This is a genomic window from Georgenia sp. SYP-B2076, from assembly GCF_003991205.1.
In the GTDB taxonomy this organism is placed as follows: domain Bacteria; phylum Actinomycetota; class Actinomycetes; order Actinomycetales; family Actinomycetaceae; genus Georgenia.
In genome coordinates, this window is the sequence record NZ_RXOZ01000011.1 from 222719 (window position 1) to 237126 (window position 14408).

Here is a 14408-nt window from a genome sequence, read left to right on the forward strand (position 1 = left end):
CGGGAGCCATAGGCTGTCCGCCGTGATCGTCGGCCGGGATGCGGAGCGCGCCACCGTGAGATCGGTGCTGGAGGCGGCGCGCCGCGGGGACGGCGGTGCCCTGGTGCTGACCGGTGAGCCCGGCGCCGGGAAGTCCGTTCTGCTAGCCGACGCCGTGGCCGCAGCGCAGCCCATGCGTGTGCTACGTGTGCGCGGAGTCGAGTCCGAGTCGCCGCTGGCGTTCGCGGCCCTGCACCGCCTGCTGCGCCCGCTGATGAGCGGAGTGGACACACTGCCGGCACGGCAGGCGGCCACCCTGAGGGCCGCCCTGGGACAGGCTGACGACACCGACGGCGGCAGGGTGGACAGGTTCCTCGTCTACCTCGCCGTGCTCACGCTGCTGTCCGAGGCGGCAGCGGCTACTCCGACGCTTGTCGCGATCGACGATGGACACTGGCTCGACGACGCCTCGCGGGAAGCGCTGCTGTTCGTCGCCCGGCGTACCGAGGGCGAACATCTCGCCGTCCTGCTTGCTGTCCGTGACGACGCGCCCGTCGACCCCGACCTGCGCACCTTGTCGATCGGCAGCCTGGGCCCGGCCGCGACGCGTCTGCTGCTGACCGATGCTGCCGGGGCGGAGGTTCCGCAGGGCGTTGCCGAGGGACTCCACGCCCGGACAGGCGGCAACCCGCTTGCCCTGGCAGAGCTGGCCGGCGCTCTGCACCGCGACGTCCTGCTTGGCCGCTCGCCGCTGCCCGCCGTTCTGCCCCTGACCGGCGGGGTCGAGTCGGCGTTCCTTGACCGTTACCACGGCCTGGACGCGGCCGCACAAGTCGTCGTGCTCCTCGCCGCGGCCGACGACGCCGGTGACCTGGCGACCGTAGAAGAGGCCGCCCGCGAGCTCGGCTCCGGTGACGCGGCACTCGATGCCGCGGAGCGTTCCGGCTTGCTCACCCGTCACGGCGGCCAGGTCGAGCTGCGTCACCCGCTGGTCCGCTCGGCCGTCTACGGCGGGGCGACGACTCCCCAGCGGCGGCGGGTGCACGCCGCCCTGGCGCAGGCATTGCGCGGTACGGCCGCCGCCGACCGCCGGGCGTGGCACCTGGCCGCGGCGACCGATCACCCCGACGAGAAGGTCGTGGGCGAGCTGGAGGCATCGGCGCGGCGCTCCGCGGCCGTGGGCGGCCACGAGGCCGCAGCGGCGGCGTGGGAACGGGCCGCGGAACTCACCGCGGACCCGGCCCGGCGCGCCCGGCGCCTGCACAAGGCCGCAGCGGAGGCGTGGACCGCGGGCCGACCGGACCGGGCGGCCACCCTCGCCGATGCGGCGCTGCTGTCCACGGACGACCCGGTCCTGCGCGCGGACGCCGCCCTGCTCCGCGCGCGTATCGAGTGGAACACCGGCTCGGCGCTGATCGCACACCGCCGGCTGCTGCAGGAGGCGGCCGCAGTCGCGCCGCACGACCCCGGCCGGGCCCGGGAGATGGCGATGTTCGCCGCCTCCCTCGCCGCTGCCGTGCCGCTCGAGGCGAGTACCGACCTTCTGCCGCTGGCGGGAGAGCCGACCACTGCGAGAGACCGCTGCGTCGAGCAGGTCCTGCGCAGCTTCGTCCACATCGCCCGGCACGAGTGGGCGGACGCGGTGGTTGCTGTCCGGAGCGCGGAGTCACACGCCGACGACGCCGACCCGGGCCTGGACGGCCTTCTGGCGAACCTCGCGCTGGCGGCCATGCACGTCGGCCTCGACGACGTCGCCCTGCGCCTACACGAACGCCTGCTCGTGAACGCCCGCGAGGCTGGAGCGCTCATCCTGGTCCTGTACGCGCTCACGCGTCGCGGTGGGGTCGACACCGTTCTTGGACGGTGGGACCAGCTCGCCGCCGGCGCGCAGGAGTCCTTGAGACTCGCCGAAGCCACCGGGCGGCCCGGCCTGGCCGCGATGCCCCGCGCATGGCTGACGCTCGTCTCGGCGATGCGCGGCGATGGCGACGCGTCGGCGCACCTCGCTGCGCTCGAGCGCACCGGAGCCACGGGCCTCATGGGCACCACGTCGGCGTCGGTCAAGGATCAGCTCCTGTGGGTCCGTGCCCTCCTCACCGACTCGCCCGCCGCCGCCCTGCACCACTACGAACAGATGACGCACGGGTTCGCCGAGCGGATGATCGTCGTGGACCGCATCGAGACCGCCGTCCTCGCGGGTCGCCGTGACCTCGCCGAGCGCTGGCTGCGTGAGATCGCCCACTTTGCCGAGGGCACCGGCTCAGCATGGGCGGCTGCGGTCGCCGAGCACGGAATGGCCACACTCGCCGAGGGCAAGGACGTCGGCGTGCACCTGACCCGGGCGCTCGAGCTGCACGCACACTCCCCGCGGCGGGTCGACGCCGCGCGCACCCACCTGGCGTACGGGGAGTGGCTGCGGCGCGAACGGCGCCGCGTCGACGCGCGCCCCCACCTGCGCACCGCACTGAAGACCTTCGAGGACGTCGGTGCACGACGATGGGTGGAACGCGCAGCGCAGGAGCTGCGAGCCTCTGGTGAGCGCGCCCAGCGTCGAAAGACAGAGGACGCCACGGCACCACGGCTGACGCCGACGGAGCTCCAGGTGGCCGGCCTTGTTGCCCATGGCCTCCCGACGCGGGAGGTCGCGGCGCAGCTGTTCGTCAGCCCCCGCACGGTCGACTTCCACCTGCGCAACGTCTTCGCCAAGCTAGGCGTGACCTCGCGCGCCGAGCTGGCAAACGTTCGACTGAAATGACTCCGACCGGGCCCCTCCGGTACGTGCCTGAGCGTCGGGCACCGGAGATCTCGAATCACCCCCGATCCAGCCTGAACCGGTGCTGCTCAGGGGCGGCGCCGGTCCGGGGAACATGGATTGGCCGAGAAGGACCGCAAGGCCTGGGCGGCGCCTTCCCGGCCGAACCAACCACAGGTTCAGGGCACCGGCTCGTGGCTGTCGAAGGCGCGCTGACGCGGCACCGCGACGGCAGCGAACACGGCCAGAGCCACCATCGCCACAGCCACCACGGTGAAGACCCGCGGATAGGCGTCGACCAGCCCGGCTCGGGTGGTCAGGTCGCCGGCGATCGCGGTCAGAGTGGCGACACCCAGGGCCGCGCCAACCTCATGTCCGGTCATCATCAGCCCCGAGGCCAGGCCCGACTGCTCGTGCGGGATGCCCGCCATGGCTGCCACAGAGATGGCCACAAACATCGGGCCGACTCCGAACCCGATCACCAGGAAGCCGGGAAGCACGTCGGCCGCGTAGCCGGGGTCCGAGTCCATGCCGGCGAGCATCGCGGCACCCGCGGCGACCACGAGCAGGCCGAGCACCATCATCACCTTGGGGGTCACCCGTCCGAGCAGTTTCGAGGCGAGGGTGGCGCCCACGGTGATGGCTGCGGCCAGCGGCAGGAACTGCAACCCGGTCACGATCGCGGAACTGCCGAGCACCGTCTGCAGGAACAACGAACTGAGGAAGATGGCGCCGACGACGCCCCCGGTGATGACAGCCATCACGGTAGAAGCCGAGAGCAGGGACCGGATGCGCCAGGTGGCCGGCGGCACCAATGCAGCGGGGACACGATGCTCGATCGCCGCGAACGCACCGAGGAACACGACAGCGACGCCGAACGCACCAAGCGTCTGCGGTGACGCCCAGCCCTCGGACCGGGTGCCCTCGATGGCGAAGACCAGCGCAAGGAGGCCGGTGACGGCAGTGAGCGCGCCCGGCAGGTCGAGGCGTCGTAGGTCGCCGGTGCGCTGCCCCGAGGCGACGGTACGGACCGCGAGCGTTGCGGCGACGACACCGATCGGCACGTTGATGAAGAAGACGGCCTGCCAGCCAAGAGCGGTGGTGAGGATGCCGCCGAACAGCACACCGGCGGCGATGCCCATGCTGCTGATGGTTCCCCAGACCGCGAGCGCGGTGGCGCGCTGACGCCCGGAGTAGGCGGTCATGATGATTGACATTGCGGCCGGGGTCAGAAGCGCGGCGCCGGCCCCCTGAGCGCCGCGGGAGACGACCATCATCGTCGCCGAGGATGCCATCGCGCTGACCAGGGATGCGGTGGCGAACAGGCTGAGCCCGATGAGGAACTTGGCGCGTCGGTCGAGCAGGTCCGAGAGTCGGCCGCCGAACAGCAGCAGGCCACCGCTGAGCAGCACGTACGCGCTCACGGTCCACTGGTAGTCGGCACTGGTGAAGTCGAGGGCCTTGCCGATGCTGGGCAGGGCGACGTTCACGACGCTGACGTCGAGAATGACCATGAACTGGGCCATCAGCATCACGCCGAGAATCGTCCACGGGCGCCGAACCTCCGGCTCCGCGTCGTGCTGGACGGCGGCCGGTGCGGCCGCCGTGCTGGTGTCGTGAGACATGAGAACTCCTTCGGCGATCGAGTCGCGGCCTGGCTGGCCGACGCCGTCGACTCTCGCGGTCCGGCTGCGGCGGCCGCGCCGGTAGAACTGCCAGAATCCGCCGCTCCCAGCCCCGTTCTTCCCCGTGAGTCCGGCCATTCTCAGTGATTCGGAGCTGGTCAGTCTCGGGCCGGTGGGGTCGCGCCGGCCGCACATCCCGGTGATTTCGCCGACGAGACAGCAGCAGTCGGCCTCCTACGGTCGTGGAGTCGGTTGCGATGCCCGGTCCAATCACGTCTCGCTCAACGGCCCCAAGTTCCGCTCTCGACGTCGTCGTCATCGGCGCCGGTCAGGCCGGGCTCGCCGTCGGCTACCACCTGACCCAGGGCGGTGCCCGGTTCCTGCTGCCGGACGCAAGCCCCGAGATCGGGCACGTCTGGAGGACTCGCTGGGACTCGCTGCGCCTGTTCACGCGTCGGCCAGAACGGCCCGCTGCTCGTGGTCGCGGACGTCCCCGCCGGGGTACGAGGGGACGGAGCTCAGCTCCTTCCAGCTCGCCGTCGGCCGGGAGATCCTTACCCGCGACGACGTCGAGGTGCCCCCGATCGGCACGTCGGAGGACACGGCCGATGGCCGACTTCAGCTGGGAGTGAAGAGGTCCTCGCGGGGGTGTGGCGTTGTGTAGCTGCCTGGGGGCGTCGGGTGTGGGGAGTCCGCGCTGAGTCCGCAAAACATCGGACACGTGCCGTAGGGGACGAGAGTGGTTCTGGAGTCTTTTCGCTGGTCAGGCCGTAAGCCTCCTTCTTGACCAGCGTGAACACAAATCCCTGAATCCCCTCATCATTCGTCGGTCGCGGGTTCAAGTCCTGCCGGGGGCACCGTTTGTGCAGGTCACGACCTTAGCGACTGATTCGGGACAGATGTTGTCCGGACTGTGGTACGCAAATCTGCGGACCGGCGCCTGCGGGGGAGCGGCGGGACAACCCGTCCTCACCTTGTTCGTTGTTTCCGCAGCTCAGGCCAGGCCTGGAAGTGGCCCACGTCTTACGTGCGCGCCTCATCACCCAGGAACGCAAGGGTCTACTCGACGCGGTGCCGGCCCACTTCTCGACTCTCGCCGACAGCATCCTCGGCGGGTCACGCCGCGAACGGCCGTACCGTCTTGCAGGTCGCGGCGAAGTGGGTGTCTGGCGTCACGGCGAAGTCTGAGGGGCTAGGTGCAGGACCGGGAGCGCCGGGGCGGTGCTGGGAAATGCTCGCCTCGCGAGCTAGGCGGTGAGGGCCATGGGCCGAAATGGTCGGATCTCGGCTTCGCCCGGCCGGACCATCCCGCAGGAGGACTCCGGTACCTCGTTCCACGCCCCGCTGAGATCGCGCAGCGGCTCCGAGACGACAAACCGCGTCTCGGCACCCAGGCGATGCAGGACCTCCACGTCCGGGTGGAGCTCGAGCAGCTTGGAGACCTTGGTGGAGAAGTACAGCGACCGTGACCGGCCCACGCTCGAGTACCGGAAGGCCCACATCGCCTGGCCGTCGGTCGTCGCCACGGTCATCTGCACTGGGTTTGCCACGCCGTGGCGGGCGGCAACGTCCTCGACGAGCCTGACCGCGCGCTCGACTGCCGAGACTGGGTCGTCCTTCAGCCCGAAGGTGATCGCCAGGAAGAAGAGCACCTCCGAGTCCGTCGAGCCCTCGATGTCCGGGTACAGCGAGGGGTCCACAGCCACCACAAGGTCGCGCTTGAGGTGCTGGAAGCCCTCCACCAGACCGTTGTGCATCCACAGCCAGTGCCCGTGCCGGAAGGGGTGGCAGTTGCTGCGCTGCACCGCAGTGCCGGTCGATGCGCGGATGTGGGCGAAGAACATCGGAGTACGGATCTGACGCGTGACCTCGCGCAGGTTGCGGTCGTTCCAGGCGGGATCGGTGCCCTTGAAGACCGATGGCTCCTCGCCCTCGCCGTACCAGCCGATGCCGAATCCGTCGCCGTTTGTGGTCGTTGCCCCGAGCCGTGAGTTCAGGCTCTGGTCGATGAGGGAGTGCTCGGGCTTGAAGAGCAGCTCCTCCGCGAGGACCGGGTCACCCGAGTACGCCATCCATCTGCACATGTGATGACACAAGCATCGGCCGCCGGCCGCAGCATCGTCCGGCGAGGATGAGCGGGCGGGCGGGTCCGTCGTCGCCGCACCCGGAGACCGCCATGCGCATACGCCTGCCGCGTTCCCCGCGACACAGCAACTGGGGCCTGTCAGACGCATGCACGCGAACCCAAACTGCGTCTCATTGTCGAGGCGGCGACATCCGAGCAGGGCGACGTCGAACGTGGTCACGGGAAAGCCACAGGCACGCGTGGCCCCACGCCTCACGCCTCAGGGGCCTGGCCGTCTCGCGCTCCCGTTCTGTTCGATGCTTTGTCAGCTTTGTGCGCTTTCCCGGCCTTTTCCGTCTTCTCGCGCAGGAAGACCAGCGGGAGCAGGAGCGTCCCTAGCGCCGTCACCAACCAGACGACGAGTGTTCCTAGAACCCACGCCTTCACGCCGGAGACAGCCAGCCCAGCAGGGACGAGTGAGGCGAGGAGCAGTGCGACAAACGTCGAGATCAGGCCGATGCCACCGAGGAATGCTGGCGCATACCTCGCCGTCATCTTGGCGATGAACGGGGAGAGGACGCCTTGCGCGACAGCGAACACGATGACGGCCACGACGAAGCCCGCGGGACTGACCGTGAAGTCACCCTCGAGCAACCAGGTCGCGGCCAGGATCCCCAGCGCCGCGGACGCCAGGAAGATCAGGGCGCGGATGATGATGCGGATCATGGTGGTCTCCTCTCGCCGAGCGCCCGATGCTTTGCTGCGCCAGCCGGCTTCGCCGTCAGGCATCCTTCATGAGAGTCCCGGTCACGTCAGTGCACAGGGTGCGCGGACGGCCGCACACGCCCGAGGGCCTCCGCCTTGAGGTGTTCGTACTCCTCCTGCGTGACGACTCCCTGGTCGAGCAACACCTTCGCTTTGGCGATGTCCTCGCTCGGGCTGTTGCCGGGGACGGCGCGCATGTAGGCCTCCGTCTCCTCGCGTGCCGCCCTCGACGCGCGGTAGCTGCGATCGGCCATCCCCTCGCCGCGCGCAACGAGGTAGACCAGCGCGGTCAGCAGCGGGACGAAGACCATGAAGGTCAGCCAGACGGCCTTGACCCAGCCGCTGACGCTCCGGTCGCGGAAGAGGTCCACGATGATCGCCAACACCGCGAAGAGGTAGGTGACAAACGCGAACGCCCAGAGGAACCACCAGATGATGTCCCAGAACGATGCCCAGAAGGTCATGAGAAGCACGCTTTTCCTTGCGTCGACGGTGGGCCTCGGGGCGTTCGCTCACGCCTCTGGTATCACACGACGACAGTGGCACCGCCCTGGCTGTCCCTACCTCCTCCGTGCCGGGTGATTTTCCAGTCATCGCTCCTGGGGGCCGGGCTCGGGCCGTCGGCGCACCCGGCGCACCTCGATGACCTCGAGGCCGAGCGTGCGCAGCCGGGCGAGGACTCCGAGGAGGTCCGACTGATCGATGATCGGGCGTAACAGCACCGTCGAGACCGGTGCCGGCTCGACACTCATGGCGCCGAGGTCCTCGAGGGCGTCGTCGGGAACGAGGCCCGCGACCCGGATCTCGTAGACGGCAGCCGCCCCGGAGGTACCGGTGGAACCCCCGGCGGGGATCATGACGCTCCTCGGTCACGGCTGGCGTGCCCAGTCCACGAGCCGCCGACGGGCCGGCACGCGGGGCTCCGATCACGGGTGGCTGCTGCTCGCATGGACCGAGCCTCGGTCCCGCGTCAGTTGGACGCGTCATCCGGCCCGGATGACCACGCAGCTGCTGAACGGTGGCAGAGCACCGGGACCAACCGTTCCACGGCTGTGCGACCGCGCGGCAGTCATCATCCGCCGTGACGGCCTACTGAAGGCGGTCGGCGCCGCCGATGCCCTGCCGGTCGCTCTGGCAGGCCAGGGCGCGGCTCGTCGGGTCGGGGAAGGATCTGGCCACAGAGGCGGCCAGCTCGACTCGCTCACGTTGTACGGCGGGGCGTCGCTCGTCCGGGACGCTCTCGAGGAGCTGGTCCAGCAGTGCGGCGAGGCGACGGCATACCTGGACGTCCATCGCGCCGAACTGCCGGACCTCCGTCAGGGCGAGCTCGAGGTACTGGTCCCATCGTCGTCCCGGGATGACGACCCGGTGTGCGCCGTCGTCGTCGGTCAGGGCGTACGCGCCGGGAAGCGGCACCACGGCGGTGGACTGCAGGAATGACTCGATGTAGTCGAGAACCTGCACGGCGGTGGTGGGATCGTTGACGGCGGGGGAGAGCGCCCTGATCGCGATATCGACGAGGATGCGCAGCGCGAATGCCGGATCCTGCTCGACTGTCCGCTCCACGCCCTGAACGAGGCAACGCTCCACGTCTTCGGCGTTGGGGACGCCGGGACCGTGGACCTCGACCACCGTCGCACCCGCGGGTACGAAGTTCCCGATGCCGTGGATCAAGACCACGGTGCATTCGTAGCGGCGTGCCACCGCGAGCAGGCCCCGAGGGTTGAGGGCCTGGATCGCCCCCGACCTGCTCGCCCGGATGCGTAGGACCGGCTCGCCGACCGGGAGGGTGACATCCTCGGCCGGGCGGAGGGACGGCGACCGACGGGCGGCCGCGAGTGCCTGCTCACCCGCCGCCGCGACGAGCGCGGCGACCGCTACGGGCCTGAGGTGCTGGATGAAGTTGTTCAGGTAGATCAGGAGCAGCACGAGGCTGGCGGCGCACAGAAGGCCGGCCGCCGTGACGCCCAGATCGGGGACGGAGTCGTCCTCCACCCGCCGGAGGTTGGTGAAGGCAAAGGTGAAGGTGCCCGCGAAGGTGCCGAGCACCACCTTCTGGAGTCGCTGGCGGTACCACAGCCGCATGAAACGTGGGGACAGCGCATTCGTCGCCTGCTGCACGACGAGGACGCCGATCGTGACCACGAGCCCGAGCAGGCCCACCATCGCGCCGGCGATCGTGGTCAGGACCGTCGTCGCTGTCCCGGGCGTGTACTGCAGTCCCACCGGCGTCTCGACGGCTGCGTCGAGACGTGCCGAGGCCACTCCGAGCACGGCGCCAAGGACGGTGCAGGCCAGGGGCAGCACCCACAGGCTGTCCCTGAAGTACGCCCTCGCGCGGAACCGGGCCCGCCAGCCCCACGGTGCGGACATGGTCCGTGAAAGGTACGTTCCCCGACTGCCGCTTGCCTCATCCCGTACGGGTGAGGTCCGGCGTCGTGGGGGATCCTTGTGGGCGCGCCCTCGCACGCCTACCGTTGGTCCCGGTCCCGTCCTGGATCGCCGTGTGGGGAGGCCCCTCGATCGCACGGCCGGACGCCGCTCCCCGGACCCCGGCGCTTCGCCCGAGTGGCGGAGAGCCCTGAGAGGACGGCTCCACCATGGCACCCGAGGTCAGCGAGAGACCTACCGGACGCGTCGGTGGCGCCGCCGCACTGGGGCCCGGCACCGACTCCACGCTTTGCCTCCCGGCCCTGCCCCGCGGCACCGTCGACCGCCCGCGCCTGAGAGAGCGCCTGGAGGCCGGGGTGACCGGCCCTCTGACGCTCGTGAGCGCCCCAGCCGGCACCGGCAAGACGGTTCTCACCTCCTCCTGGGCACGGCGGCATCCGGAGGACGTTCGGTGGCTCTCGCTGGACGACGGCGACATGGCAGCGCCGCTGTGGCCCCGGCTGGTCGGGGCCCTCGAGCTCGGCGGCGCCCAGGTGCGCCTGCCGGACGGCGTGAACGAGGGGAACGAACCACTCCCGGACGCGCTCGCCACGACGCTCGCAGTCAGGCCGCACCCGGTCGTGCTGGTGCTGGACTGCGACGCGCCGCTGCCCGCCGACGTCGCCGCCGGCCTCGACCATCTGCTCCGACGCTCCCACGAGCGCCTGCGCCTCGTCCTTCTCACGCGGGCCGACCCCCTGCTTCCCCTCCACAGATACCGGCTCGCGGGCACCCTGACAGAGATCCGAACGGCCGACCTTGCGTTCACCCCGGATGAGGCCCGCGTCCTCTTGGCCGCCGCCGGCCTCGACCTGTCCCCGGTCGCGGCGGACGCCGTCACGGCCCGGACGCAGGGGTGGGCGGCCGGGCTCCGCCTGGCGGCCCTCGCGCTGGCTACGCGCGCCGAACCGGAGCAGGCCGTCCACGATCTCAGGGGCGACACGGGCGCGGTCGCGGAGTACCTGATCGCCGAGCTCCTCGACAGTCAGTCCCCCGAGGCACGGCAGCTGCTGCTGGACACCAGCATCGCCGATGTGCTCCGACCGGGTCTGGTCGAGGCGCTCGCGGGCCCGCGAGCGGAGCGCGACGTGGCCCTGCTCGCGAAGGGGAACGTGCTGATCGAGGAGCTGGCAGAGCGCCCCGGTTGGTTCCGTTACCATGCGCTGTTCCGGGAGCTGCTGCGGGCACAGCTGGCGTATGAGTCGCCCGCCAGGCTCGCGCCGCTGCACCGGGCCGCGGCCACGTGGTTGGCGGGTCACGACATGGTCGAGGACGCCGTCAGGCACGACGCCGCTGCGGGGGCCTGGGACGACGCCGCCTGGCACGTGATCGACAACCTCGCGCTCGGCCAGGTGCTCGTCCAGCAGCCGCCGGTTCTCCGCGACACCCTGGCAGCCCTGCCGGCCGACGTCGAGGGGGTGGCCCCCGCACTTGTGAGAGCCGCCCTGGCTCTGACCGCCGCCGACGACGAGCGGTGCCTCAACGAGGTGGCGCAGGCTCGTGAGCTTCTCGCCGGGGCGCGAGACGGTTGGACTGAGGCGGAGCTGGCGGCGGAGTGCCTGACGCTCGCGCAGGCCAGTGCGTCCTCCGACGCCGAGAGGGCGCTGCAGGCTGCACGAGCCGCAGCACAGCTGCTCGATAGCGCGCCTCGCGAGCGCTTGCGCGCCCACCCCGAACTACCGGCGCTCATCCACAGCGGTGACGGCGCGGCGCAGCTGCTCCGCGGCAGCCTTGACCTCGCGGCCCACGCCTTCACCCAAGGAGTCCACGCCGGCTACGCGCCTGGCCGGGAGGCGCCCGTCGGCAGCTGCCTGGGCCATCTGGCGCTCATCGCCGCGTTGCGGTGCCAGCTGCGCAGGGCGACAGATCTCGCGGCGCAGACGGTTGCGCTGCACCAGTCCGCCAACCTCCACGCCGAGCCCAACGAGACCGCCGAGATCGCACTGGCGTGGGTGGGCATGGAGACCTATGACCTCGCCGGCGCCAGTCGGCACACGATGCGCGCGGCCGCGGCGTCCCAGGGCGGCGGCAACGACCCGCTCGCGGCGACGATGCTCGCGCTCGTGACCTCGCGCGTGCGCCATGCCCACGGCGACCTCGTCGGTGCCCTCGAGGTCCTCGACGGGGCCCGCGCTGCTGTGCCCGCCCTCCCGGCCTGGATGCAGGACGAGCTGCGCCTGGAGCAGGCGACGCTCGACCTCGTCGGCGGCCGCGCTACCCGTGCCGTCAGCGTCATCGAGGAGCTTGCCGACACGGCGAACCCCGCGGTGGCTCTCCTTCGAAGTCGAGCCTCCCTGGCCCTCGGCGCCGACACGGCCACACCGACGGTCACCGGTACGGCGACGCCCCTCGCCGTGCGGGTGAACAGCTTGCTGCTCGACTCGCACAGCCACCTGACGCTCGGGGAGGAGGAGCTGGCGCGCCGCGCTGTGGAACGCGCGCTGTTGCTTGCGGCGCCGGAGCACCTCAGGCGTCCGTTCCGGGAGGCCCCGGCGGAGGTGCGCCGTCTGATGCGTCTGGACGGCGACCTGCTCGCGCGACATCGCTGGCTCGGCGCGAGGGGACAGAGGGGGTACGCGCACGCCCCATCGCGAGGCCACCGCGCCGGGGAGGCGATGAGCTCGTCGCCCCTCTCCGCCCGGCTGCTCGAGCCCCTGACGCCGAAGGAGCAGGAGGTGCTCGAGCACCTCGCCGCGCTGGAGGACACCGAGGAGATTGCCGGCGCGATGTTCGTCTCGGTCAACACCGTGCGCACCCACGTGCGCAACATTCTCCGCAAGTTCGCCGTCTCGCGGCGCAACCAGGCCGTCCGGCTCGCCCGGGAGCTCAACCTCCTCACAGCTGAGGACGCCGACAGGGGTCTCACCCCTTCGGGATGAGGCAGCGGTGCCTCCGGTCCCCGGATCCTGGGGTGTCGGTCCTAGCACAAGGAGCTGTGATGACAGACACCACGTCGGCGCACGGTTACGACGCCGCTGCCTCGGGTGCGGGCATGGGGACGCGCGACGAGGACGCGGGCGGCTGGGTCGGCTGGCTCATGTTCGCCGGAACGATGATGTGGGTCGTGGGCATGTTCCACGCGATCCAGGGTCTCATCGCCCTCTTCAGCGCCGACTACTACCTCGTCGGTGCAAGCGGCCTGGCCGTCCAGATCGATTTCAGCACCTGGGGCTGGGTGCACCTGATCGGCGGGGTAGTCATCATCATCGCCGGCGTCGGCGTGTTCGCCGGGCAGACGTGGGCGCGGGTCGTGGGCGTGATTCTCGCCGTGGTGAGCGCGCTGCTGAACTTCGCCTTCATCGCCGCCTACCCGTTCTGGTCCATGATCATGATCGCGGTGGACGTGTTCGTCATCTACGCGCTCTGCGTGCACGGCCGGGCGTTGAAGACGAGCTGAGAGCGCCGGGAGTGCGGGACAGACTGCGAGCGTGGGGGTGGGGCAGCGGCACGCGGGGATCGGCAGTCCTAGACATACCATCCGTGGGCGCCTGCGTTGTCGGTGACGACGTGGCGGTTGACGGGCGTCGTGCGGGACGGCGCCTTCTCCGGGGACGGCGACGCGGGCAGCACGGTGACGCTGTCGACCTCCAGGCCGGTCGACAGGAGGAGCGTGAGGATTTCCACGAGGTCCCGTCCTCCGTCGGTGTCGGCCACCACGACGGTCATGTCGGGCAGCCACGTCGCAACATCGTGCCGTACTGCGCACATCATGACGGGGCCGAGCTGCCCGCCTACCCGTACGTCATACGCACGGCAGCCGGACCTCGGACGCTCGCTCATCGTCCCGGCCCGGCGCCAGTGCGGCCGTCGGCCGCCCGACGCAGTTCCATGAGCTCGATGCCGAGATCGGTCAGGCGGCCCAGAAGGTTGTGCAGATCCGCCTGGTCGAGAGGAGTCGTGACCAGCACGGTCTGGGCAGGCGCCTGGAGGACCGTCATGGAGTCGAGCCGGGCCGCCAGCGACGGCGGCAGGTTGCCGATGAGGTGGATCTCGTACGTGGTCATCGTGTGCTCCCAAGCGCTGACCGGCCCTGGGTCTGGTGCCTGGCTGAAGGCCGGGTGCAGGGCGTTTCGGTCCAGGGTGTGCCGTGCCCCGCTCGTAGGGCCTCACCCGAAAGGGATGAGACGCTCCGGCCGGAGGCCTGGAACTGGCCGAGCCGCGCCAGCCGCCGCGCAAACCGAGATGATGGTGGGGGCGAGGAGAAGGCGATGCTCACCTACGAGGAACTGCCGCCCAAGCGCCGCCGGCGGCTTCTCTTCCAGGCGCTGGCGCGTCCGGTCCTTAGCTCCGTAGTCATGCTCGTCGTGTACTACCTGCTACCCCTGGACCGCCCGTCGAGCGTCATCCTCGTCGCCTTCGGCGTGGGTCTCCTGGCCCTGGGCGCGATGCTCCTGCGGCAGGTCCGCGTGGTCATGGCCTCGCCCTACCCGTTGTTGCGGGCGATCGAGGCGGTCGCCACCATGTTGCCGTTCTTCATCCTGCTGTTCGCGGCGGTCTTCGCCGCCATGTCGAGTCACGACCCGTCCGCCTTCACCGAGGCGCTGGGCCGCACCGACGCGCTGTATTTCGCCCTCACAGTCTTCGCGACCGTCGGCTTCGGCGACATCGCCGCGGTCACCGAGGCGGCCCGCGTGGCGGTCATCGTTCAGATGACTGGAAACCTCATCTTTGTCGGGCTGGTCGCTCGCGTCCTCGTCGGCGCAGCGCAGTCGGCGGCGTACCGCAGTGCGGACCGGGGCCGGCCCCCGTTGCCTTGACCGGCGAGTCACGCATCGGCGATGCGCCGCATGGC

At 70.6% G+C, this 14408-nt stretch carries 13 protein-coding genes; 4 read left to right on the forward strand and 9 right to left on the reverse strand.

Features of this window, described 5'->3' with window-relative positions; translation table 11 throughout:
• The first annotated feature begins 22 nt into the window (after positions 1–22).
• Entirely contained in the window at positions 23–2734 is a 2712-nt protein-coding gene (locus EJK16_RS05885) for a LuxR family transcriptional regulator (RefSeq protein WP_127127280.1), read from the forward strand.
• Between the two features lie 176 nt (positions 2735–2910).
• Here EJK16_RS05885 and EJK16_RS05890 read toward each other — a convergent pair whose 3' ends face one another.
• From EJK16_RS05890 to EJK16_RS05920, 7 genes are all read right to left on the reverse strand, one after another.
• Positions 2911–4551: an MFS transporter gene (locus EJK16_RS05890; protein WP_205739616.1), complete on the reverse strand. Its 1641-nt coding sequence runs from the start codon at positions 4549–4551 to the stop codon at positions 2911–2913.
• Between the two features lie 252 nt (positions 4552–4803).
• Positions 4804–4959: a hypothetical protein gene (locus EJK16_RS19480; RefSeq protein WP_164737210.1), complete on the reverse strand. Its 156-nt coding sequence runs from the start codon at positions 4957–4959 to the stop codon at positions 4804–4806.
• 644 nt (positions 4960–5603) lie between these two features.
• A complete protein-coding gene (locus tag EJK16_RS05900) occupies positions 5604–6428 on the reverse strand; it encodes a class II glutamine amidotransferase (RefSeq protein WP_127127284.1) in 825 nt (274 codons plus the stop codon).
• A gap of 266 nt (positions 6429–6694) precedes the next feature.
• Positions 6695–7147, reverse strand: coding sequence for a phage holin family protein (locus tag EJK16_RS05905; RefSeq protein ID WP_127127286.1), 453 nt, complete (start codon positions 7145–7147; stop codon positions 6695–6697).
• Between the two features lie 86 nt (positions 7148–7233).
• Positions 7234–7650, reverse strand: coding sequence for an SHOCT domain-containing protein (locus tag EJK16_RS05910; RefSeq protein WP_127127983.1), 417 nt, complete (start codon positions 7648–7650; stop codon positions 7234–7236).
• A 126-nt stretch (positions 7651–7776) separates the two neighbouring features.
• Positions 7777–8043 carry a hypothetical protein gene (locus EJK16_RS05915; protein WP_127127288.1) on the reverse strand — a complete coding sequence of 89 codons (267 nt, stop codon included), beginning with the start codon at positions 8041–8043 and terminating at the stop codon, positions 7777–7779.
• Between the two features lie 232 nt (positions 8044–8275).
• The gene (locus tag EJK16_RS05920) at positions 8276–9559 is read right to left on the reverse strand and encodes a DUF2254 domain-containing protein (protein WP_127127290.1); all 1284 of its coding nucleotides are present in this window, start codon (positions 9557–9559) and stop codon (positions 8276–8278) included.
• A 395-nt stretch (positions 9560–9954) separates the two neighbouring features.
• Here EJK16_RS05920 and EJK16_RS05925 point away from each other — a divergent pair, with 395 nt between their 5' ends.
• Complete coding sequence (locus EJK16_RS05925; RefSeq protein ID WP_205739617.1) at positions 9955–12495, forward strand: LuxR C-terminal-related transcriptional regulator; 2541 nt, start codon at positions 9955–9957, stop codon at positions 12493–12495.
• A 59-nt stretch (positions 12496–12554) separates the two neighbouring features.
• Positions 12555–13013, forward strand: coding sequence for a hypothetical protein (locus EJK16_RS05930; protein WP_127127294.1), 459 nt, complete (start codon positions 12555–12557; stop codon positions 13011–13013).
• 68 nt (positions 13014–13081) lie between these two features.
• Here EJK16_RS05930 and EJK16_RS05935 read toward each other — a convergent pair whose 3' ends face one another.
• Together EJK16_RS05935 and EJK16_RS05940 are read right to left on the reverse strand one after the other, a co-directional pair.
• Complete coding sequence (locus EJK16_RS05935) at positions 13082–13282, reverse strand: hypothetical protein (protein WP_127127296.1); 201 nt, start codon at positions 13280–13282, stop codon at positions 13082–13084.
• Positions 13283–13392: 110 nt separating this feature from the next.
• Complete coding sequence (locus tag EJK16_RS05940; RefSeq protein ID WP_127127298.1) at positions 13393–13620, reverse strand: hypothetical protein; 228 nt, start codon at positions 13618–13620, stop codon at positions 13393–13395.
• Between the two features lie 204 nt (positions 13621–13824).
• On the opposite strand from EJK16_RS05940, the gene EJK16_RS05945 reads away from it, so the two are divergent.
• Complete coding sequence (locus tag EJK16_RS05945; RefSeq protein WP_127127300.1) at positions 13825–14373, forward strand: potassium channel family protein; 549 nt, start codon at positions 13825–13827, stop codon at positions 14371–14373.
• Positions 14374–14408: the final 35 nt, after the last annotated feature.